General features: G+C 44.7%; 19 protein-coding genes, 2 tRNA genes and 1 pseudogene. All 22 read left to right on the forward strand.

Annotated elements, in window-relative coordinates:
- The first annotated feature begins 38 nt into the window (after window positions 1-38).
- Window positions 39-869, forward strand: coding sequence for a pur operon repressor (gene purR, locus AS29_RS00125; RefSeq protein WP_035412558.1), 831 nt, complete (start codon window positions 39-41; stop codon window positions 867-869).
- A gap of 35 nt (window positions 870-904) precedes the next feature.
- Window positions 905-1,279: a RidA family protein gene (locus AS29_RS00130; RefSeq protein WP_035412555.1), complete on the forward strand. Its 375-nt coding sequence runs from the start codon at window positions 905-907 to the stop codon at window positions 1,277-1,279.
- A 137-nt stretch (window positions 1,280-1,416) separates the two neighbouring features.
- Window positions 1,417-1,716: a septation regulator SpoVG gene (gene spoVG / locus AS29_RS00135; protein WP_035412552.1), complete on the forward strand. Its 300-nt coding sequence runs from the start codon at window positions 1,417-1,419 to the stop codon at window positions 1,714-1,716.
- Between the two features lie 255 nt (window positions 1,717-1,971).
- The gene (gene glmU / locus AS29_RS00140; protein ID WP_035412550.1) at window positions 1,972-3,357 is read left to right on the forward strand and encodes a bifunctional UDP-N-acetylglucosamine diphosphorylase/glucosamine-1-phosphate N-acetyltransferase GlmU; all 1,386 of its coding nucleotides are present in this window, start codon (window positions 1,972-1,974) and stop codon (window positions 3,355-3,357) included.
- An 18-nt stretch (window positions 3,358-3,375) separates the two neighbouring features.
- Window positions 3,376-4,329 (forward strand): ribose-phosphate diphosphokinase, encoded by a 954-nt coding sequence (locus AS29_RS00145; protein WP_035412546.1) that lies wholly within the window; start codon window positions 3,376-3,378, stop codon window positions 4,327-4,329.
- An 81-nt stretch (window positions 4,330-4,410) separates the two neighbouring features.
- A complete protein-coding gene (locus AS29_RS00150) occupies window positions 4,411-5,046 on the forward strand; it encodes a 50S ribosomal protein L25/general stress protein Ctc (RefSeq protein WP_035412542.1) in 636 nt (211 codons plus the stop codon).
- Between the two features lie 152 nt (window positions 5,047-5,198).
- Window positions 5,199-5,765, forward strand: a complete 567-nt coding sequence (gene pth / locus AS29_RS00155; RefSeq protein ID WP_035412540.1) for an aminoacyl-tRNA hydrolase — start codon at window positions 5,199-5,201, stop codon at window positions 5,763-5,765.
- Between the two features lie 55 nt (window positions 5,766-5,820).
- Window positions 5,821-6,051: an anti-sigma-F factor Fin family protein gene (locus AS29_RS00160; RefSeq protein ID WP_035412537.1), complete on the forward strand. Its 231-nt coding sequence runs from the start codon at window positions 5,821-5,823 to the stop codon at window positions 6,049-6,051.
- Window positions 6,052-6,132: 81 nt separating this feature from the next.
- On the forward strand, window positions 6,133-9,657 hold the full coding sequence (mfd, locus tag AS29_RS00165; RefSeq protein WP_035412534.1) for a transcription-repair coupling factor: 3,525 nt from the start codon (window positions 6,133-6,135) through the stop codon (window positions 9,655-9,657).
- 138 nt (window positions 9,658-9,795) lie between these two features.
- On the forward strand, window positions 9,796-10,332 hold the full coding sequence (gene spoVT / locus AS29_RS00170) for a stage V sporulation protein T (protein WP_035412531.1): 537 nt from the start codon (window positions 9,796-9,798) through the stop codon (window positions 10,330-10,332).
- Between the two features lie 362 nt (window positions 10,333-10,694).
- Window positions 10,695-12,299, forward strand: coding sequence for a putative polysaccharide biosynthesis protein (locus AS29_RS00175; RefSeq protein WP_231889892.1), 1,605 nt, complete (start codon window positions 10,695-10,697; stop codon window positions 12,297-12,299).
- Complete coding sequence (gene mazG / locus AS29_RS00180) at window positions 12,296-13,759, forward strand: nucleoside triphosphate pyrophosphohydrolase (protein WP_035412526.1); 1,464 nt, start codon at window positions 12,296-12,298, stop codon at window positions 13,757-13,759. Before AS29_RS00175 ends, mazG begins: the two co-directional genes overlap by 4 nt.
- 22 nt (window positions 13,760-13,781) lie before the next feature.
- Complete coding sequence (locus tag AS29_RS00185; RefSeq protein WP_035412523.1) at window positions 13,782-14,045, forward strand: RNA-binding S4 domain-containing protein; 264 nt, start codon at window positions 13,782-13,784, stop codon at window positions 14,043-14,045.
- Between the two features lie 83 nt (window positions 14,046-14,128).
- Entirely contained in the window at window positions 14,129-14,434 is a 306-nt protein-coding gene (yabP, locus tag AS29_RS00190) for a sporulation protein YabP (RefSeq protein ID WP_035412519.1), read from the forward strand.
- Window positions 14,431-15,066 carry a spore cortex biosynthesis protein YabQ gene (gene yabQ, locus AS29_RS00195; RefSeq protein ID WP_035412516.1) on the forward strand — a complete coding sequence of 212 codons (636 nt, stop codon included), beginning with the start codon at window positions 14,431-14,433 and terminating at the stop codon, window positions 15,064-15,066. The genes yabP and yabQ overlap by 4 nt, the downstream gene beginning before the upstream one ends.
- A 12-nt stretch (window positions 15,067-15,078) precedes the next feature.
- Complete coding sequence (locus tag AS29_RS00200; RefSeq protein ID WP_035412513.1) at window positions 15,079-15,453, forward strand: FtsB family cell division protein; 375 nt, start codon at window positions 15,079-15,081, stop codon at window positions 15,451-15,453.
- Between the two features lie 84 nt (window positions 15,454-15,537).
- A complete protein-coding gene (locus tag AS29_RS00205; RefSeq protein WP_035412509.1) occupies window positions 15,538-15,996 on the forward strand; it encodes a S1 domain-containing RNA-binding protein in 459 nt (152 codons plus the stop codon).
- 230 nt (window positions 15,997-16,226) lie between these two features.
- A tRNA-Met gene (locus AS29_RS00210) sits at window positions 16,227-16,303 on the forward strand.
- A gap of 21 nt (window positions 16,304-16,324) precedes the next feature.
- Window positions 16,325-16,396, forward strand: a tRNA-Glu gene (locus AS29_RS00215).
- Window positions 16,397-16,926: 530 nt separating this feature from the next.
- Window positions 16,927-19,413, forward strand: coding sequence for a stage II sporulation protein E (gene spoIIE, locus AS29_RS00220; RefSeq protein ID WP_035412503.1), 2,487 nt, complete (start codon window positions 16,927-16,929; stop codon window positions 19,411-19,413).
- Between the two features lie 122 nt (window positions 19,414-19,535).
- Window positions 19,536-20,274 (forward strand): annotated as a pseudogene (locus AS29_RS00225) (VWA domain-containing protein).
- Window positions 20,240-21,274 carry a protein kinase domain-containing protein gene (locus AS29_RS00230; RefSeq protein ID WP_051860842.1) on the forward strand — a complete coding sequence of 345 codons (1,035 nt, stop codon included), beginning with the start codon at window positions 20,240-20,242 and terminating at the stop codon, window positions 21,272-21,274. The pseudogene AS29_RS00225 and the gene AS29_RS00230 overlap by 35 nt, the downstream one beginning before the upstream one ends.
- Window positions 21,275-21,283 lie beyond the last annotated feature (9 nt).

Raw genomic sequence — 21,283 nt, forward strand, 5'->3', positions numbered from 1 at the left:
ATTATCTTTAACAATATTCGGATTTTGGGGGTTATTCCATGAAGCTTCGTCGAAGCGGCAGACTCGTGGACATGACGAATTATATGCTTAATCATCCGCATTCGCTTGTCCCTCTTACCTACTTTTCGGAAAGATACCAGTCTGCAAAATCATCAATCAGTGAAGATTTAACCATTATTAAACAAACTTTTGAACAGCAGGGTGTCGGCTCTCTTCAAACGGTTCCGGGCGCAGCAGGCGGGGTGAAATTCGTACCGGGTATGCATATCGAAGAAGCAGGCGCAATCATTGACTCCATTAAAAAGAGAATGGCGGCTCCGGACCGTCTGCTTCCGGGCGGCTATCTTTATTTGACGGATATTCTTGGAGATCCATCCATCGTGAATAAGGTGGGAAGAATGTTTGCCTCTGTTTTTGCAGAGCGGAAAATTGATGTTGTGATGACCGTTGCGACAAAAGGAATTCCTCTTGCCTATGCAGTAGCGAACGACTTGAACGTTCCGGTGATCATCGTTAGAAAAGACAGCAAGGTGACAGAGGGATCTACTGTCAGCATTAATTATGTTTCCGGGTCCTCCAAAAGAATCCAGACAATGGTGCTTGCGAAAAGAAGTTTGAAAGAAGGATCAAACGTTCTCATAATTGATGATTTTATGAAGGCCGGGGGAACGATTAACGGAATGGTGAGCCTGCTGGAGGAATTCCAGGCGAAAGTCGCGGGAATCGGCGTATTGGTTGAGACCAAGGGTGTCGAAGAGCGTTTAGTGGACGAGTATATTTCTCTTGTGAAACTGACCGGTGTTGATGTGAAGGGCAAACAAATTGAGCTTCAGGAAGGTAATTTTTTTGATGCTGCCAAGCGGCCGTAAGGTTTTTTTGGCATTTTAAAAGGAGCTGAAGAACGATGAAAATCATTCAAACAAGTAAAGCGCCATCGGCAATCGGACCTTATTCTCAAGGGATGGCTGTGAACAATCTCGTTTTCACTTCCGGACAAATTCCGCTCAAAACTGATGGTGAAATGGCGGAAGGCGGCGTGAGGGAGCAGACCCATCAGGTGTTTGCAAATTTACAGGCGGTTCTGGAACAGGCTGGGAGCTCACTTGAGCAGGTTGTGAAAGCAACTGTTTTCATTAAGGATATGAATGACTTCCCGGAAATCAACGATGTGTACGGGGAATATTTTCATACGCACAAGCCCGCAAGATCCTGTGTGGAAGTAGCGAGACTGCCAAAAGACGCACTTATTGAAATTGAATGCGTTGCCCTAACTAAATAATTTACCCAAGTCAATAAGAAAACTTTCCTACCTTTCCCTGTTTTTTCAAAAAAATTTTTTCAGAATGCAGGAATTGAGAAATTTCCGTGGAATTCATACTGTAAAGTTTTTCATCCAGGGAAAAGGTGGTGAACATAATGGAAGTGACTGACGTAAGATTACGCCGCGTTAACACAGAAGGCAGAATGAGAGCGATTGCATCCATTACACTCGATCACGAATTTGTTGTACATGACATTCGTGTAATCGATGGGAATAATGGGCTATTCGTAGCAATGCCAAGCAAAAGAACTCCAGACGGAGAATTCCGTGATATTGCCCATCCAATCAATTCGGGTACACGCGGGAAAATTCAAGAAGCTGTTTTGACTGAATACCACAGGCTTGGAGAAATGGAAGAAGTTGAAGTTGAATTTGAAGAAGCAGGTGCTTCCTAAAATATGTTCGCCCTTGTTACTGAGTAACAGGGGTTTAATTATGTCTAAAATGTGTCCCGTGCTTTAACAACCGCGGTTACTCCTCATCTGAGCGAATCGATTGTGCCGTCCCTCCTTAAAGACCCCCTGATAAAGTCCTATCCTGATTTTTCTTCTATGAGAAATATTCGGCACTTTAGCATCCTGCCTTGAAATGAAGCCATATTTAAGATATATTTTTTAATGGATAAATAGGGATACTTGGGAGGCTTACACATGGAAAATCGTTTTGCAGTCATTCTAGCAGCTGGTCAAGGTACACGTATGAAATCCAAGCTTTATAAAGTTCTGCATCCTGTTTGCGGCAAACCAATGGTTCAGCACGTAGCGGATGAAATGTCCAAATTAAACCTTGAGAAAATGGTGACAATTATTGGGCATGGTGCAGAAATGGTAAAAGCACAGCTTGGAGAAAAAAGTGAATATGCTCTGCAAAGCGAGCAGCTTGGAACCGCTCATGCGGTCATGCAAGCTTCAAGCCAGCTCCAGGATCTTAATGGTACGACGATCGTAGTATGCGGAGATACACCGCTGATCACGTCTGAAACGATGGAGAATCTTCTTTCCCATCACAGCGAAACAAACTCAAAAGCAACAATTCTGACGGTTAAAGCAGAGGATCCAGCCGGTTATGGCCGTATCGTCCGCAGCAGCTCGGGACTTGTTGAGAAAATTGTTGAGCATAAAGACGCTTCAGCAGAGGAACGGAAAATTGATGAGATCAATACCGGTACATACTGCTTTGATAACAAAATGCTGTTCGAAACGCTAAGCAAAGTTTCGAATGACAACGTACAAGGTGAATACTACTTGCCGGACGTGATTGAAATTCTTAAGAACGAGGGCCAGGTGGTTTCTGCCTATCAGACAGACTCATTTGAAGAATCACTCGGGGTGAATGACCGCGTAGCGCTTTCACAAGCAGAAAAATATATGAAGAAACGCATCAATACCTTCCATATGCGCAATGGGGTTACCTTGATCGATCCTGACCAGACTTACATTTCTGCAGATGCTGAGATTGGCAGAGATACCATGATTTATCCAGGGACGATAATTAAAGGGAATGCTAAAATCGGAGAAGACTGCGAAATTGGCCCTAACACTGAGATTAAAGACAGTGTAATAGGAGATCAAACAGTGATCCGCCAATCAGTTGTTCATGATAGTGAAATTGGAAAGCTAGTCGCAGTGGGCCCGTTTGCGCATATTCGTCCGCAGTCCTCTGTTTCAGATGAAGTGAAGATCGGCAATTTTGTCGAAATCAAGAAAACATCTATGGGCAAAGGAAGCAAAGCCTCTCACCTGAGCTATATCGGCGATGCGGAAATCGGTTCAGACGTTAACCTCGGCTGCGGTTCGATTACAGTGAACTATGATGGGAAAAATAAGGCGTTAACAAAGGTGGAAGATGGGGCATTTATCGGATGCAATTCTAACTTGATTGCACCTGTAACAGTTGGAAAAGGAGCCTATGTAGCAGCAGGCTCAACGATTACAGAAGATGTGCCGGGCCAAGCGCTATCGGTTGCACGCGCCAGACAAGTCAACAAAGAAGACTATGTCGGCCGTCTGAGCATGAATCAAAATTCTAATTCCTAATTGGAGGTTCACCACATTATGTCAAATCAGTACGGTGATGCAAATTTAAAGATTTTCTCACTGAATTCAAATCCCGGTCTTGCGGAAGAAATAGCAAATGTTGTAGGCGTTCAGCTTGGAAAATGTTCTGTTACCCGTTTCAGCGACGGCGAAATTCAAATCAACATTGAAGAAAGTATCCGCGGCTGTGACGTATACATTATTCAATCTACAAGCGGCCCTGTTAATGAACATCTTATGGAACTTCTGATCATGATTGATGCATTAAAACGTGCCTCTGCTAAAACAATTAACATTGTTATGCCTTACTACGGATATGCCCGTCAGGACCGTAAAGCGCGCGCGCGAGAGCCGATTACAGCGAAGCTTGTGGCAAATCTTCTTGAAACGGCAGGAGCGGACCGTGTCATCACGTTAGACTTGCATGCACCGCAGATTCAAGGATTCTTTGATATTCTGATCGACCACTTAATGGGTGTTCCGATCCTTGGGGATTACTTCAGCAAGAAGGATCTTAAGGATATCGTAATCGTTTCCCCGGACCATGGCGGAGTTACACGTGCCCGTAAGCTGGCAGACCGTCTGAAAGCGCCCATTGCCATTATTGATAAACGCAGACCGCGCCCTAATGTGGTTGAGGTCATGAATATCGTCGGTAACATTGAAGGAAAGACAGCCATTCTGATTGATGACATTATTGATACAGCAGGGACAATTACACTTGCAGCGAATGCACTCGTTGAAAACGGAGCATCAGAAGTGTATGCATGCTGTACGCACCCTGTTTTGTCAGGCCCTGCAATCGAGAGAATCCAGAATTCCAAGATTAAAGAGCTTGTTGTAACAAACTCCATTGCGCTTACGGAAGATAAAAAAATTGATAAGGTGATTGAGCTTTCCGTAGCTCCGCTTATCGGTGAAGCCATCATCCGTATCCATGAAGAGCAATCTGTAAGTACACTGTTCGATTAATCGTTTCTTATGTTTAGACCGGACGAATTGTGGGAATTGACTATAATAAGCAATTATCACGATGTTAGGAAGGTGTAAGACATGAGCACAACAATTAAAGCGAAAGAAAGAAAAGAATTTAAAAAATCCGCTACACGGGCAATACGATTGCAGGGCCATGTGCCTGGCATCATATATGGATTTAAAACGGATAACAAAGCAGTCTCTATTGACAGCATCGATCTTCTAAAAGTTTTGCGTGATGAAGGACGCAACGCGATCATTCAGCTTGATGTAGATGGCAAAAAGCATTCCGTAATGGTTAATGATATGCAGCGCGACACCATGAAGAACGAAATTCTGCATGCTGACTTTTTAGCTGTAAATATGAATTCCGAAGTGGATGTAGAAGTTCCGCTAACCTTAACTGGCGAAGCGCAGGGCGTGAAAGACGGCGGAGTGCTGCAGCAGCCTCTTTACCAGATTTCCGTTACAGCAAAACCAAATGATATCCCGCAAACGATTGAGGTGGATATCTCAAACCTTGCTGTTAATGATACGCTGACTATATCCGACTTGAAGGATTCTAAAAAATACACAATCAATCATGAAGATGATGAGGTTATTGCTTCAATTCTTCCTCCTCAAGCAGAAGAAGAAATTGATTCTGGCGAAGAGCAGGAGCCTGGTGAGCCTGAAAACGCTGAAGGGCGTGAAGGGGAAGACGAGGCTGAATAAAAGAATAATCATGCCGGGCTGGCCAAAACAGACTGTTTTGTGCCAGCCTCTTTTCTATGTGCCGAATCTTTTTTATAATATAATGGAGAAATCAAGAAGAAAAATTGGCTGGAAGACATCCGCCGATTTTTATTTATAAAGGTGGGAATCACTTGAAAGTTTTTGTTGGGCTCGGAAATCCGGGGAAACAATATGCAGAAACACGTCATAACGCTGGTTTTATGGTCATCGATGAATTGGCTCACCGTCTGTCCATTCAGCTTGACCGCTCTAAATTCAATGGGGTGTATGGCATGGGTATGGCCGGCGGAACAAAGGTTTTACTGGTTAAGCCGCTTACATATATGAATTTATCAGGAGAATGCGTCCGCCCTCTTATGGATTTTTACGAGGTGCCAGATGAAGACATGGCGGTCATTTATGATGACCTTGATTTGCCGGCAGGAAAAATCAGGCTTCGCACAAAGGGCAGCGCAGGCGGTCATAATGGCATCAAGTCCATGATTCAGCACTTTGGTACACAGGAGTTCAACCGTGTACGGATCGGAATCGACCGTCCGCCAAGCGGGATGAAGGTGCCGGACTATGTGCTCGGTCAATTTTCAAAGGATGAACAGCCCCTGATTAAAGAAGCTGTAATCCGATCAGCTGATGCCTGCGCAGAATGGCTGAACAAACCTTTTCTTCAGGTGATGAACGAGTTTAATCAGTCCAAGTAAGTATAATGGGTTCCTCAAGCGTTTATACTATCTGTAAAAAGCTTTTGGAGGAACTATGGGTTACCACTATTATTGCCGCCATTGCGGTACAAAAGTCGGCACATTGGAGAATGAGGCCATTCATAGCGGAGAATTAGGTTTTCACTACTTAACCAGTGAAGAGAGACAGGAAATGATCCGCTACATGGCGAATGGAGATATAGAGATAAAAACGATTTGTGAGGATTGCCAGGAAGCGCTTGATCGAAATCCTGCTTTCCACCAGGTAGAAAAGTTCATACAATAAAAAGCTTTGGCTTTTAGTCCCAAAGCGTTTTTCTATTTGTCCGCCTGTATGGAGACAAATTTTTCGGAAGGAGGGAAAGGCATGAAAAGTCTGCACTCGTTTTTTTATTCAAACGAAGATTTTAAAACCGTTGTTACCGGTCTGAAGGAAGGATTGAGAGAGCAGCTGCTGGCTGGGCTTTCCGGTTCGGCAAGGTCTCTATTCACATCCTCTTTATATATGGAAACAGGAGAATCCGTCCTCGTTGTCACACACAATCTCTACCAGGCTCAAAAGGTTTTTGAGGACTTGGCAAATTTAGCGGGCGGTAATGTTTTTCTCTATCCTGTTAATGAACTGATCGCTTCTGATATGGCGGTAGCCAGTCCGGAGCTGATGGCTCAGAGGATGGAAGTGCTGAATCATTTGGCATCTGGTAAAAAAGGCATTGTGGTTGCACCGGCCGCTGCATTGCGGAGACTGCTTCCAGCCAAAAGCATGTGGAATGCAAGCCAGAAAACTCTTTCGGTCGGAGATGAACTGGATACGGATTCATTTTTCAGCTGGCTTTCCCAAATTGGCTATGAACGGACCAACATGGTTTCGGCACCGGGAGAATTCAGTGTTCGCGGGGGTATTATTGACCTTTATCCGCTGACGGAGGAAAATCCCGTCCGGATTGAACTGTTTGATATTGAAGTGGACTCCATCCGTTCATTTGACCTTGCAGATCAGCGTTCATTGAAAAAGATGAAGAGCATCGTGCTTGGTCCTGCGAAAGAAATCCTGCTGCAGCGTGAGCATCTTGAGCGCTGCGAACAGCAATTAGAAGCTGCTCTTTCCAAATCATTGAAAAAGCTGAAAAATGACCAGCAGAAGGAATTGCTGCTCCAAAATGTCCAGTATGAGCTTGAAATGCTCCGGAATGGTCAGGTTACAGAGGAAATGCATAAATACCTTTCCTTCTTCTATGAAAAGCCTGCTAGTTTACTAGATTATTTTGATGGGACTGCAACCGTTGTAATGGATGAAATCAGCCGTATCCATGAGATGATGGAGCAGCTTGAATCGGAAGAAGCGGAATGGATTACGAGCATGCTTGAAAACGGGAAGATTGTCCATGATGTGAAAATTTCCCGCGAGCAGCCTCTGGCTCTTCCAGCCAATCCAATCGTATATCTTTCCTTGTTTTTAAGACACGTCCCTCATACAAGTCCTCAAAATATCTTAAACGTATCATGCAAGCAAATGCAGAATTTTCATGGCCAGATGAACGTCTTAAAGGGCGAGCTCGACCGATGGAACAAAGGAAAGTTCATCACTGTTTTTCTGGGAGCCAGTGCAGAGCGGGTGCAAAAGCTCGAGCAGGTGCTCCAGGACTATGATATGTCAGCAACAATTATGAAAGATGGAGATCCTCTTAAACCTGGAAAGGCTTATATTTTAGAGGGGGATCTGCAAACGGGCTTTGAGCTTCCTTTGCAAAAAATTGCCGTCATTACAGAAGAAGAGCTGTTCAAAAAGCGCGCTAAGAAGCAGCCGAGACGCCAGAAGCTGTCCAATGCCGAGCGGATTAAGAGCTACTCCGAGCTTCAAACAGGTGATTATGTCGTGCACATTAATCATGGAATCGGAAAGTATTTAGGGATTGAGACGCTTGAAATCAACGGCAATCACAAGGATTATCTTCATATCCGGTATCAGGGCTCTGACAAGCTTTACGTTCCGGTAGAGCAAATCGATCAGGTTCAAAAGTACGTTGGATCTGAAGGGAAAGAACCGAAAATTTATAAGCTTGGCGGAAATGACTGGCGCCGGGTGAAGAAAAAAGTGGAATCATCCGTTCAGGATATTGCGGATGATTTGATTAAGCTTTATGCGGAAAGGGAAGCAAGCAGAGGCTATGCCTTTTCTCCGGATGGAGAAATGCAGCGCGATTTCGAGGCAGCGTTCCCTTATCAGGAAACAGAGGATCAGATTCGTTCCATCCATGAAATTAAAATGGATATGGAGCGGGAACGCCCGATGGACCGGCTTCTTTGCGGAGATGTTGGCTACGGGAAAACGGAGGTAGCAATCCGGGCAGCATTCAAGGCTATTGCTGATGGAAAGCAGGTAGCACTCCTTGTTCCAACGACAATTCTAGCCCAGCAGCACTACGAAACCGTTCGCGAACGGTTTCAGGACTATCCTATGACTGTCGGTCTCCTAAGCAGATTCCGAACCCGCAAGGAAATGAATGAAACGACAAAAGGCCTGGAGAATGGAACGGTAGATCTTGTAATAGGAACCCACCGTCTTCTTTCTAAGGATGTTAAATATAAGAATCTGGGACTGCTCATAATTGATGAGGAGCAGCGCTTTGGTGTTACCCATAAGGAAAAAATCAAACAAATGAAAGCAAACGTAGATGTTTTGACGCTTACCGCGACTCCAATTCCAAGAACACTGCATATGTCGATGCTCGGAGTAAGGGATTTGTCGGTCATAGAGACGCCGCCGGAAAACCGCTATCCTGTGCAGACATATGTTGTGGAAAACAACGGAGGACTTGTCAGAGAATCCATTGAACGTGAGCTCTCGAGGGGCGGGCAGGTCTATGTTCTTTACAACCGCGTAGAGGACATCAGCCGCAAAGCCGATGAAATTTCAATGCTTGTTCCAGATGCAAGAGTCACGTATGCACATGGGAAAATGACGGAAAACGAATTGGAATCCGTCATGCTTAACTTCCTTGAAGGCCAGTCAGACGTTTTGGTCAGTACCACGATTATTGAAACGGGCGTCGACATCCCGAACGTCAACACCCTTATTGTGTATGATGCAGATAAAATGGGACTATCCCAGCTCTATCAGCTAAGAGGGCGTGTCGGCCGATCAAGCAGGGTCGCATATGCTTACTTCACGTACCGGAAGGACAAAGTTCTTACAGAAGTTGCAGAAAAAAGGCTGCAGGCGATAAAAGAATTTACCGAGCTTGGATCCGGATTTAAAATCGCCATGCGCGATTTATCCATTCGGGGTGCAGGAAACCTTCTTGGAGCACAGCAGCATGGCTTCATTGATTCTGTCGGATTTGATTTATATTCCCAGATGCTGAAAGAGGCCATCGAAGAACGCAAAGGCGATGCACCGAAGGAAAAAGCATTTGAACCGGAAATTGATCTGGATCTGGATGCATACATTCCAGAGGCGTACATTTCAGATGGAAAACAGAAAATCGATATGTATAAACGCTTCAGAGGAATTGCCACAGAAGAAGATCTAGCAGAGCTGCAGGAAGAAATGACGGATCGCTTCGGCACGTATCCTTCCGAAGTAAGCTATCTCTTTAAAGTGGCTGAAGCGAAACTTCTTGCGATTCGTGAAAAAGTCGAAATCATTAAAGAAGCGAAGGACGTTATTTACATGTCCATCAACGAGGAGGCCAGCCAGCGCGCAGATGGCCAAAAGCTGTTTGAATTAAGCAGCCAGTACGGCCGTAAAGTCGGTCTCGGAATGGACGCGAACAAATTGAAAATTTCTGTCCAGACAAAGGGCTTAAGTGCGGAAGAACGTTTATCTATTTTAATCGGCCTTCTTAAAGGACTAAAGCATGTGAAAAAGGAAGAAATTTCAGCCAGCTGATTATCTGCTTATATTTTCATTTATTGTGTGTATATTACCTTTATTGTGAAGGATACTATTCTCAACAAGAGGTCACGGCTGCTAACATGGAGCCATTACCTGGTATCAATTCACAAGATGAAAGTGAGGCAGCAATAGATGAAGGCAACTGGCATTGTTCGTCGAATTGATGATTTAGGACGTGTGGTTATTCCGAAAGAAATCCGCAGAACACTCCGCATCCGCGAAGGGGATCCGCTGGAAATTTTCGTAGACCGCGACGGCGAAGTCATTCTAAAGAAATATTCACCAATAAGTGAACTTGGAGATTTTGCAAGGGAATATGCAGACGCTCTTTACGACAGCATGGGCCACCCGGTGCTGATTTGTGACAGAGACGCTTTCATCGCTGTTTCCGGAAGTTCAAAAAAGGAATACATGAACCGCAACATCAGCGAAGACATTGAACGCTCCATGGAAGAAAGAAGCTCCATTCTAAAAACAGATGCAGGAGAGCTTCAGCTTCTTGAAGGGATTAAAGAAGAAGTCAAAGCCTATACCATTGGTCCAATCATCGCAAATGGAGATCCAATCGGCGCAGTCGTTATCTTCTCAAAAGAAGGAACGCTTGGCGAAGTGGAGAAAAAAGCGGTAGAAACAGCAGCCGGCTTCCTTGCACGCCAAATGGAGAACTAGGTTTCGATCTTATTATATGTATTACAAAAAGGCAGCCTTTGGGCTGTCTTTTCCTGTATCGAGAGGACGTCGCGCCTCTCGGTCGGGGGCTCCACCGTCTTTCACGGAGGCCTGCACGATGCAGGTCAGTTCTGCGTTGCGGCAGGACGCCGCGCTCTTAGCAGAACCTCCTTACTAGAAGCGCCCTGCGCATTTCATGGTGTCCAGCTCCGGGCGCTAGCCGTTCGGCCGCTTCGCCCCCTCGGTCGAGGCAAAAAACGCCTCTCCGTCGGGGGCTCCACCGTCTTTCACGGCTAAGCAAGCGCCCTCCGCATTTCATGTGATATAATATCTTCGTCAGTGAATTTGGAAGGAGAATGGGGATGGCTGTGCCGTCTAGAAAGAGCGTTATTTGGCAGGGGGCTTTCGTTTTGACGATTGCCGGTTTGCTTACAAAAATTATGAGTGCTGCCTATCGGGTGCCTTATCAAAATATTGTTGGAGATATTGGATTTTACATATATCAGCAGGTTTATCCGTTTTACGGGATTTCTATTATGCTTGCTACATCAGGGTTTCCGATTATCGTTTCAAAGCTGTTCGCTGAATATGGCGAGGGGCACAATCCTGCTGATTTAAGGAAAATTTGGAAAGTCAGCAGTTTATTTCTTGTGTTTACCGGTCTTTTATCATTTTCTCTTTTGTATGCCGGTTCCGGATGGATTGCGGGCATTATGGGAGATATGCATCTTAAACCGTTAATTGAAATTATTTCATTTTCATTTTTGCTCGTTCCTTTCGTATCCGTGCTAAGGGGCTATTTTCAAGGGATGCATCATATGTTTCCGACGGCTCTTTCCCAAGTAGTTGAACAGGCATTTCGTGTGGTGACAATTATAGGGGTTGCCTATATTTTGCTGAAAAATGGACGCAACTTTTATGAAGCAGGGCAAGGCGCGCTCTTTGGGTCTCTTACCGGAGGGGCTGCTGCTTTGATTGTTCTTGCTGTTTACTGGTTCCGCAGGGATCACAGAGAGTTAAATGGTCCTTTGATTCCTTCCGTAATTAAGACTTGGGATTTATTAAAAGACCTTATCCTGTTTACTTTTACCATATGTGTCAGCAGTCTTTTGCTGATTTTAATTCAGCTTGTTGACGCATTTCAGCTGTTTTCAATGCTGGTCAATAAAGGAATGGATCCGACTGCTGCTAAAACAGCTAAAGGAATCTATGACCGGGGCCAGCCTCTTATTCAGCTGGGAACTGTTGTCGCGACCTCCCTGTCATTGTCGCTTGTGCCCTTGATTTCCAGTGCGAAGCGCAGGAATGATGAGAAATTTATAAAAGATAAAATTAATTTATCGATTAAGGTTTGTTTGGCTGTTGGAGCGGGTGCTACAGCAGGGCTGATTGGGATCGTCGAGGAAACGAATATTATGCTTTTCCGTAACAACTATGGATCAGATATTTTAGGTATTTTGAGCTTGTCCATCCTGTTTACATCTTTATCCATGACTATTGCAGCTATCCTTCAAGGTTTGAATCAGACCATTTATCCTGCTATATCCGTAATTGCAGGTGTCATCATAAAAATCACCTTAAACATTGTCCTGATCCCCCGTTACGAAGCGGATGGGGCCGCTGTTGCAACCGTCGCGGCGTTCTTCGTTGTTGCGGTGATGAATATATATTTTCTCAGAAAAAAACAGTACAAGCTTCATGAGTACAGAAGTATTATCAAGATTGTTTTCTCCGCTGTCCTCATGCTTGCCGTTTTGAGAGGCTACATGGCAGGGTTTGAGTGGGTGCTTGGGAGAAACAGGGCTCTTGCTTCTATTGAGGCCATAACGGCAGTCGCAGTTGGCGGCGCTGTCTATATGTTTGCTGTCATCAAATTAAATGTTTTTAACAGCGACGAACTGGATATTGTTCCATTCGGCACAAAAATCCGGCTGTGGTCGCAGAAGAAAAGGGACGTGAAAAAATGAACACCATTCATATAGCCGGACTTGGCGCTGGCGACATCAACCAGCTTCCGCTTGGGATCTACCGTCTTCTTCAATCCTCAAACCGGATTTATACAAGAACGATGGACCATCCTGTTCTGGAAGAACTGAAGAATGAAATCGCGATAGCCGGCTCGTTTGATGAAATGTACATGCAGCATTCGAGGTTCGAGGATGTATATGAAGAAATTGCTGAATTCCTGATCAAGGAGGCAGCTAGCGGAGATGTCGTTTATACGGTTCCCGGGCATCCGATGGTTGCTGAAAAAACGGTTCAAATTTTGCTTGAGGAATCGAAGCGAAATTCATTCCAGGTACGTGTCGCAGGAGGACAGAGCTTTTTGGACGCGACGTTCGCATCGCTGAACATTGATCCAATTGACGGCTTTCAAATGGTGGATGCTTTGACTTTGAAAAGGGGAGAATTGCAATTCACCCAGCATATCGTTTTATGTCAGGTATATGATCAGATGGTGGCGTCTGAGGTCAAGCTCACTCTTATGGAAGAGCTGCCTTTTGATTATGAGGTATACATCGTTACAGCTGCAGGAAGCAGGCAGGAAGAAATTCTTAAAGTACCGCTATATGAACTGGACCGGGTTTCCGCTGTCTCCAACCTTACGAGCCTGTATATTCCGCCTGTTCAGGATGAGAAGCTTCTTTATCACAGGTTCGATGCGTTCAGAGACATCATTGCTTCGCTCCGCGGACCTGGAGGATGTCCCTGGGATCAGAAGCAGACCTTCCAATCGCTGAAAAAGTACTTGATTGAGGAGTGCTATGAGCTCCTCGATGCGATTGAGTCTGAGGACATTGACCATATGATTGAGGAAATGGGAGACGTTCTTCTTCAAGTTGTCCTGCAGGCACAAATTGGTGAAGACGAAGGGCTGTTTTCCATCGATGAAGTTATCCGGTCAATCTCTGAAAAAATGGTGCGGAGGCACCCTCATGTCTTTGGCGACATCGAAGCAGATACGGCAGAAGAAGTGCTTGTAAACTGGGAAGAGATTAAGAAAGCGGAAGGGAAGACAGCTCCAGAATCATTGCTTGATTCCGTTCCTGGGGCTTTGCCAGCTCTTTCAAAGGCGTATCAAATTCAGAAAAAGGCTGCGAAAGCAGGGTTTGACTGGGATAAGGCAGAAGATGCGTGGCTTAAGGTAAAGGAAGAGATCCTGGAGTTTGAAGAAGAGCTTAAACAAAATCCCGGTGAAGATGATAAAGCACTTCTCAAGGAGTTTGGGGATGTCTTATTTGCCCTGGTGAACATTGGACGATTCCTTCAAATTGAACCGGAAGAGGCGCTGTCCTCAACAAATCAAAAATTCACTTCTCGTTTTAAATATATAGAGAAGAAAGCGAAAGAAAATGGCGAAGTTCTAGAAGAGTTGACGCTTGAAAAAATGGACACCTACTGGGATGAAGCAAAAGGATTGGAATAGACAGAAAGAAGGGGTTATGAACATGAGACTAGATAAATTTCTGAAGGTATCCAGACTGATTAAACGCCGCACGCTGGCAAAGGAAGTTGCCGATCAGGGCCGTATTGAAATCAATGGAACACCCGCAAAAGCAAGCTCTAATGTAAAAGAAGGGGATGAAATGGTCATCCGCTTCGGCCAAAAGCGTGTAACGGTCCGCATCGACCATTTAAAAGAAACCACTAAAAAAGAAGATGCAGCAGAAATGTATACGATTATTAAAGAAGAAAAACTGGGCGAGAACTGAATCTGCTTGAAGGGGCTTGTTCTTTTTCTCCCGTTTTACTCATAGATATAAGCAAAACGATATGAGAAGCGGGGGTACAGAGGATGAATTACTATCAGCAAAATCAGCCTCAGACAAATACAGTACCGGAAAACCATGATCTTGTCATGAAAGGCAGAAAACTCCTGGAGATTACAGGCGTTAAAGAAGTAGAAAGCTTTGATAACGAAGAGTTTCTGCTGGATACGGTTATGGGGGCGCTTGCGGTCCGCGGTGAAAATCTGCAGATGCAAAATCTTGATGTGGACAAAGGAATTGTGTCCATTAAGGGCCGGATTCTGGACATTGTTTACCTGGACGAACAGCATGCGGAGAAAGCTAAAGGATTCTTTAGCAAATTATTTAAATGACGCTAACGGTTCAGTTTTATACCATGTTTGCCATGGCAGGAATGGGAGCATGGCTTGGAGCAGCCCTGGATACATATAGAAGATTTCTAGTCCGTTCCAAAAGGGCAGGCTGGATTGTATTCTTCAATGATCTGGTATTTTGGCTGCTCCAAAGTGTTCTCTTTTTTTACGTGCTGCTTCTTGTAAATGAGGGGGAACTGAGAATTTATATGTTCCTCGCCATTTTATGCGGTTTTGCTGCTTATCAAAGCCTGCTAAAGGGTATATACCTGGCAGTCCTGAATTTTCTGATCCGATCCTTCCTCTTTATCTTTAAGCTTTTAATGGGTGTCGCACATTTTGTTCTGATAAAACCCATTAAGGGAATCATCACACTATTTGCCGTTGTCATCACCGGTTTGCTGAATCTTTTTTGGAAAATATTAAAATGGGCGTTTCTTTTTATCTGGGGAGCCGTTAAAATCGTATTAGCACCTTTAAGATGGGCCATGCTGCTCATCTGGAACATGATGCCCGGTTTTTTGAAAACATTTTTTTCGCGAATCTTTTCAAAATTGGAAGGAATTGCGAATCAAGCCAAGAACTTATTGATTAGTGCGTGGAAATCGATTAAACGAATCACTGGAAAGTGAGGGAATGTATAAATGTCAGCAGAAAAAAGCCATAAAGTAACGCAGCTTCAGTCCCAATATATGCAGCAGCAGGAGCGCAATGATCAAATTCTAAAGCGCAGAAAAAGAGGTCTTTTTCGCCGTTTAACCGTCTTTGGAGCCATCGTCGCTTTATTCGCGATTTTCATTATTACTGGAATGATCAATCAGTCAGCAGCCCTTTCAGAGCAAGCCGAGCAGAAGGACAAGCTAACGAGTGAGCTGAAGGATTTGAAAAAAGAACAAAGTATGCTTCAGGAGGAAATTGGCAAACTGAACGACGATGACTATATTGCAGAACTGGCGAGAAGGGATTATTTCCTCTCCGGAGAGAATGAAATTATTTTTAGTTCACCGGACAAAAAATAGCCTTTATTGACACTATGATTTTGGTTTAGGTATAATTAAAGAAATGATGATTTTTTTATCAGTTTAAGGAGGAGCATTTTTTTTATGTCCATTGAAGTTGGCAGCAAGTTACAAGGTAAAGTAACTGGTATTACGAATTTCGGAGCTTTTGTTGAGCTACCGGGAGGTTCCACGGGTCTAGTTCACATAAGCGAAGTAGCCGATAATTACGTGAAAGACATTAATGACCATCTTAAAGTTGGCGACATGGTTGAAGTAAAAGTCATCAACGTTGAAAAAGATGGAAAGATCGGTCTATCGATTAAGAAAGCAATCGACCGTCCAGATCGTCCTGAACGTCCTGAGCGTCCTCGTCAGGATCGCCCGCGTACAGACCGGCCGCACCGAGGTGGCGGAGGCGGAGCAGGAAGAAACGAATTCCGTCCTAAAGAGAATTTTGAACAAAAAATGAGCCGCTTCCTTAAAGACAGTGAAGACCGGTTATCTTCTCTTAAAAGGAATACAGAATCAAAACGCGGCGGACGCGGAGCAAAAAGAGGCTAACTTGCTGCTGTCAATATAGATAAAAACACTCCTTTGGGGTGTTTTTTTGTTTTTTATTAGATGACTGAGCAGAAGATAACCCAGTCATTTAATGGTTTCTTGAAAAAAATTAAATTTAGTATTGACTCATAACCCAAAGCTTTGTATTATAGAACTTGTGCTTCATAGGACAGCAAGCCTGTTTGAAAGAAGTACAGCCCGCACGGCCATGGCAGGTCGCGCATTTATATGGCGGTGTAGCTCAGCTGGCTAGAGCGTACGGTTCATACCCGTGAGGTCGGGGGTTCGATCCCCTCCGCCGCTACCAATTTTTAAAACAGAATTATGAGGCCCGTTGGTCAAGCGGTTAAGACACCGCCCTTTCACGGCGGTAACACGGGTTCGAATCCCGTACGGGTCATCAATCATTGAAAAACTTCCATTAGGGAAGTTTTTTTGTCTATATAAGAAAGTAATTTTTAAATTGCGTGGCGGCAGATTTTCGCTGCAGGATGCTCCAATCAGCATAACTCAAAATTGTTCAAAGCACCTATATAATAAAAGCCTTCCAGAATCCCACACGTTGTCCCCGGGGCTTCAATCAGTCATTTCTTCTCAGCTGTACGCTTCTCTGCTTAATTTCTTCGTTTACCTCCTAATGCGATCTATTGATTTTGGGACCGGACCGCCGGACCAGAAGCTAAAATCAATAGGCAAATTAAACAAATTCAAAATTTATACCAAATAATTTTCAGTCTTTTCTACACGTTCATCGAAATGACGTCAGCAATCTTCTTTTTCTTTTGTAAATGCTGGGGGATTCGCTCTAAATCATGAAGGAGCAAGCTTAAACCGTCGAACGCTTTCTTGGTCAAGCACCCTTGTTTTGACAAAATCTATTTTTTCCGTCCGCTATAATTACCTCAACAAACCGATTTGGGGGTATGTATAGTGCAAAAAGCTGAAAGAAGATTAATGGAACCGATTAGCGGAGCAGCGATTGAAAAAACGCAGCATGCAATTCAAAGATCTACGAAAAAAGCGGGTGCTTACTTTCAATCCATTCTGTTTCATAAAGGACTTCTATATATGTTCATCGGATTTTTACTTGGACGAGCTGTTATCCTAACTGAAATTCTCCCGTTTGCCCTTCCGTTCTTTGGAGTACTCTTCTTAATGAAAAAAGATAAAGCGCTGATCGGAGCTTTATCGCTGGCGGCCGGAGGGCTGACAATCTCACTGGAAACATCCCTCATCATTACGTGCCACCTGCTGTTCTTCTTATTTTTGCAAAAGGCCGGTGCCTTTATATTTAAGGACCGGGTCCGGACACTGCCTTTCATCATCCTGCTCGCGGTAGCGGGAACAAGGATTGCCTCCACCTTCGTATTATACGGAACGATTTCTTCCTATGATGCGATGATGGCCGGAGTAGAAGCCGGATTGGCCTTTATCCTTACTCTCATTTTTCTTCAAAGCATTCCGCTCATATCGAGTCCGCGGTATAAGCAGTCACTGAAATCAGAGGAAATCATTTGTCTGATGATTCTCATTGCTTCGGTAATGACCGGTTTAACCGGGGTCTCTTATATGGACTTCAAAGCAGAGCACGTTTTTTCCAGATACATGGTCCTGTTATTTGCCTTTATTGGAGGATCAAGCATCGGCTGTACCGTTGGGGTAGTCACCGGCCTGATCTTGAGTCTCGCCAATGTAGGAAACCTGTATCAAATGAGTCTGCTGGCATTTTCAGGTTTACTCGGCGGGCTGTTAAAGGAAGGCCAGAAAATCGGGGCAGCAGCTGGCCTGCTCATCGGATCCATGCTGCTGTCCCTGTATGGGGGCGGCACGTCCGACTTCATGGCCACTATGGTGGAATCCACGGCAGCAATCGTTTTGTTTTTCCTTACACCGAAAGGAATAACAGCCAGTCTTGCAAAGCATATTCCTGGAACAAATGAGCATGCGATGGAACAGCAGCTGTACGCTACGAGAATAAGAGATGTCACCGCGCATCGGGTGGATCAGTTCTCTGGTGTATTTGAGGCTCTGTCCCAAAGTTTTAATGCCTTCTATGAAAAGGGAGAGGCAGACTCGGCAAGAGAAACGGATTTATTTTTAAGTACGATTACAGAGAAAACCTGTCATCATTGCTATAAAAAAGAAAGGTGCTGGGTCAATAATTTTCAAGACACCTATGATCTTATGACACAGGTGACGAATGAGACGAGTGCGAACACGTACTCGGTTAATCGGAAACTGAAGAAGGAATTTCATGCACATTGCTCCAAGGCGACTCAGGTAGAAGTGGCCATAGAACAGGAGCTTAATGAGTTCAAAGCGAACCAGAAATTGAATAAGCAAGTCCAGGAGAGCCGCAGACTCGTAGCTGAACAGCTGCTTGGCGTTTCCAAAGTGATGGAGGACTTTTCCCGGGAAATCAGACGTGAAAGGGAAAATCACTTTTTACTGGAAGAGCAGATCTTAGAAGCTCTCCAGAATTTCGGAGTGGAAATCGGTCATGTTGAAATATACAGCTTGGAGCAGGGGAATGTAGACATGGAAATGTCGATCCCGTTTTGCCAGGGCCATGGCGAATGCGAAAAAATCATTGCTCCAATGCTTTCAGATATATTGGAAGAGCAGGTCATAGTGAAGCACGAGGAGTGCGGCCTGTATCCAAACGGATTTTGTCATGTATCATTCGGTTCAGCCAAGAGCTTTAAAGTAGATATCGGAGCAGCACATGCTGCAAAAGGAGGCGGGCTTGTTTCAGGAGACAGCTATTCCATGATTGATTTGGGGGTTGGAAAATATGCCATTGCCATAAGCGACGGAATGGGAAATGGAGCGAGAGCACAGTTTGAAAGCAACGAAACGATTAAGCTCCTTGAAAAAATCCTGCAATCGGGGATCGATGAAAAGGTGGCGATTAAAACCGTCAACTCGATTCTATCTCTTCGAACGACAGATGAAGTGTACTCAACACTTGATTTGGCTATTGTAGATTTGCAGGATGCCACGTGTAAATTCCTTAAGATCGGTTCAACGCCAAGCTTTATCAAACGGGGGGATAAAGTCATAAAAATACAGGCGAGCAATTTGCCGATTGGAATTATCGAAGACTTTGAAGTGGATGTGGTAGGTGAGCAGCTTAAAGCAGGGGATTTGCTTATTATGATGAGCGACGGGATTTTTGAAGGACCTAAACATGTAGAGAATCATGAAATTTGGATGAAGAGAAAAGTATCGGAGCTGGAAACAAATGACCCTCAGGAGGTGGCGGATTTAATTATGGAAGAGGTCATTAGGACCCGTTCCGGAAAAATCGATGATGATATGACCATCATCGCTGCGAAGATTGAACACAACACTCCTAAATGGGCGGCGATTTCTACAAACCGCTATTTTCAAAAGAAAAAACAGAGTGTTTCATAAAGGAAAAGCAGTAGAACCGTGAATTCCACTTCATGATCATACAGAATAAAAATTTAATAGTATGAAAATTGTACTCCTGTGGCAAGGCTGATAGATATCAGACCTTACAGGAGGGGAAAGCAATGAATCGAGGACGAATTAAACAGATCCTTCTCATCACTGACGGATGTTCCAATCATGGAGAGGACCCGGTCGCAATGGCAGCGTATGCCAACGAGCAAGGGATCACAGTGAACGTAATTGGGGTGGTAGATGAAAAGGTTATTGATGAAGCCGCTATGAGAGAGATTGAGAGCATTGCAGCTTCCGGAGGCGGTGTCAGCCAGACCGTCTACACTCAAGTGCTGTCTCAAACGGTACAAATGGTCACAAGGAAAGCGATGACGCAAACCATCCAGGGGGTCGTCAACAAAGAGCTTCAGCAAATTCTGGGGAAAAAGGTTTCAATGGAAGAGCTGCCGCCTGATAAAAGGGGGGAAGTGATGGAGGTAGTGGACGAGCTGGGAGAAACCATGCATTTAGAAATGGTCATCATGGTCGATGTAAGTGCAAGCATGACACCGAAGCTCCCTACTGTGAAAGAGGCGCTGCTGGATCTGTCCATCAGCCTGAATTCCCGGATTGGCGAAAATGAGTTCTCTGTGTGTGTATTTCCTGGGAAACGTGCGGATGTGGAGACCGTCATAGACTGGACACCTCGGCTGGAGTCCATATCCTCTATATTTTCCAAGCTTTCTGCTGGGGGGCTTACCCCAACGGGACCTGCAATTCGCGAGGGTGCCGCTCTTATCAGCAAAAAAAAGAGGAAGCCGGAAAGACCTGCTGGATGATGAGGGGTATCGCTATGAAGGTGGCCGATAAAATACTTCCCGGTACGAAAATTAAGGGAAAGTGGCATCAGAACGAATACACCGTGATCAAGTCTCTCGGAAAAGGAGCGAACGGGGCGGTCTATTTAGTTCAGAGAAGCAGCGGACTTGCGGCGTTAAAACTGAGTGACAACAGCATGTCTATCACGTCTGAAGTGAATGTGCTGAAACACTTTTCAAAGGTCCAGGGGAAAAACCTTGGGCCTCATTTATTTGATACGGACGACTGGGATCAGGGAGGGGGAAGCCCCGTTCCTTCTTTTTACGTGATGGAATACATAAAAGGTGTTCCCTTTTTGGATTTTGTGAAGGCAAGGGGTGCTGAATGGGTGCCTGTCCTCATGCTCCAGCTTCTTGGCAGCTTGTCGAATCTGCATGAAGCCGGCTGGGTTTTCGGAGATCTTAAACCGGAAAATCTTATTGTAACGGATTCGCCTGTTACGGTTAAGATTATTGATGTAGGCGGAACAACAGGAATAGGCAGATCCATTAAAGAGTACACAGAATTTTTCGACAGAGGGTACTGGGGAATGGGATCACGAAAAGCGGATCCCGGCTATGATCTTTTTGCCGCAGCCATGATTGCGGTCAATGCCGGCTGCGGGGGAAGGTTTCTTAAAAACAGTGAGGGAGAAAAACTTTTATTTGAGAAAATTGACAGCGTACCGCTTCTTTATAAACAGCGGAGTGTTTTAAGGAAGGCATTAAAAGGACAATATGCCAAAGCGGAAGAGATGAAGAAAGAACTGCTTCAATGTCTGGCGGAACCGGAAAAAAGGCAAACGTCTTCAAAGGGGAGAAACAGCAGATCCGGGCAAAAAACGGCATCTCCTCCGCCAAAAAGGCATTCAGCCCAAAAGAAGCCCGTTGCGAAAAGGAAAAGGAGCAGCGGCGGCAGTCATTCGAGCAGCGGCTGGATGGATACCTTTATTGTCGTAAGCGGAGTCTTTATATTGTATGCTCTCTACATCTATCATTTCCTGCTGCCGTAAAAATGGTGA

The sequence above is a fragment of the Bacillus sp. SJS genome, from assembly GCF_000732485.2.
In the GTDB taxonomy this organism is placed as follows: Bacteria; Bacillota; Bacilli; order Bacillales; family Bacillaceae; genus Metabacillus_B; species Metabacillus_B sediminis.

Bases quoted from the DNA above. Each gene is read 5' to 3' on its own strand.
- purR (WP_035412558.1), top strand. From the start codon at position 39: ATGAAGCTTCGTCGAAGCGGCAGACTCGTGGACATGACGAATTATATG.
- AS29_RS00130 (WP_035412555.1), top strand. From the start codon at position 905: ATGAAAATCATTCAAACAAGTAAAGCGCCATCGGCAATCGGACCTTAT.
- spoVG (WP_035412552.1), top strand. From the start codon at position 1,417: ATGGAAGTGACTGACGTAAGATTACGCCGCGTTAACACAGAAGGCAGA.
- glmU (WP_035412550.1), top strand. From the start codon at position 1,972: ATGGAAAATCGTTTTGCAGTCATTCTAGCAGCTGGTCAAGGTACACGT.
- AS29_RS00145 (WP_035412546.1), top strand. From the start codon at position 3,376: ATGTCAAATCAGTACGGTGATGCAAATTTAAAGATTTTCTCACTGAAT.
- AS29_RS00150 (WP_035412542.1), top strand. From the start codon at position 4,411: ATGAGCACAACAATTAAAGCGAAAGAAAGAAAAGAATTTAAAAAATCC.
- AS29_RS00160 (WP_035412537.1), top strand. From the start codon at position 5,821: ATGGGTTACCACTATTATTGCCGCCATTGCGGTACAAAAGTCGGCACA.
- mfd (WP_035412534.1), top strand. From the start codon at position 6,133: ATGAAAAGTCTGCACTCGTTTTTTTATTCAAACGAAGATTTTAAAACC.
- spoVT (WP_035412531.1), top strand. From the start codon at position 9,796: ATGAAGGCAACTGGCATTGTTCGTCGAATTGATGATTTAGGACGTGTG.
- AS29_RS00175 (WP_231889892.1), top strand. From the start codon at position 10,695: ATGGCTGTGCCGTCTAGAAAGAGCGTTATTTGGCAGGGGGCTTTCGTT.
- mazG (WP_035412526.1), top strand. From the start codon at position 12,296: ATGAACACCATTCATATAGCCGGACTTGGCGCTGGCGACATCAACCAG.
- AS29_RS00185 (WP_035412523.1), top strand. From the start codon at position 13,782: ATGAGACTAGATAAATTTCTGAAGGTATCCAGACTGATTAAACGCCGC.
- yabP (WP_035412519.1), top strand. From the start codon at position 14,129: ATGAATTACTATCAGCAAAATCAGCCTCAGACAAATACAGTACCGGAA.
- yabQ (WP_035412516.1), top strand. From the start codon at position 14,431: ATGACGCTAACGGTTCAGTTTTATACCATGTTTGCCATGGCAGGAATG.
- AS29_RS00200 (WP_035412513.1), top strand. From the start codon at position 15,079: ATGTCAGCAGAAAAAAGCCATAAAGTAACGCAGCTTCAGTCCCAATAT.
- AS29_RS00205 (WP_035412509.1), top strand. From the start codon at position 15,538: ATGTCCATTGAAGTTGGCAGCAAGTTACAAGGTAAAGTAACTGGTATT.
- AS29_RS00230 (WP_051860842.1), top strand. From the start codon at position 20,240: ATGATGAGGGGTATCGCTATGAAGGTGGCCGATAAAATACTTCCCGGT.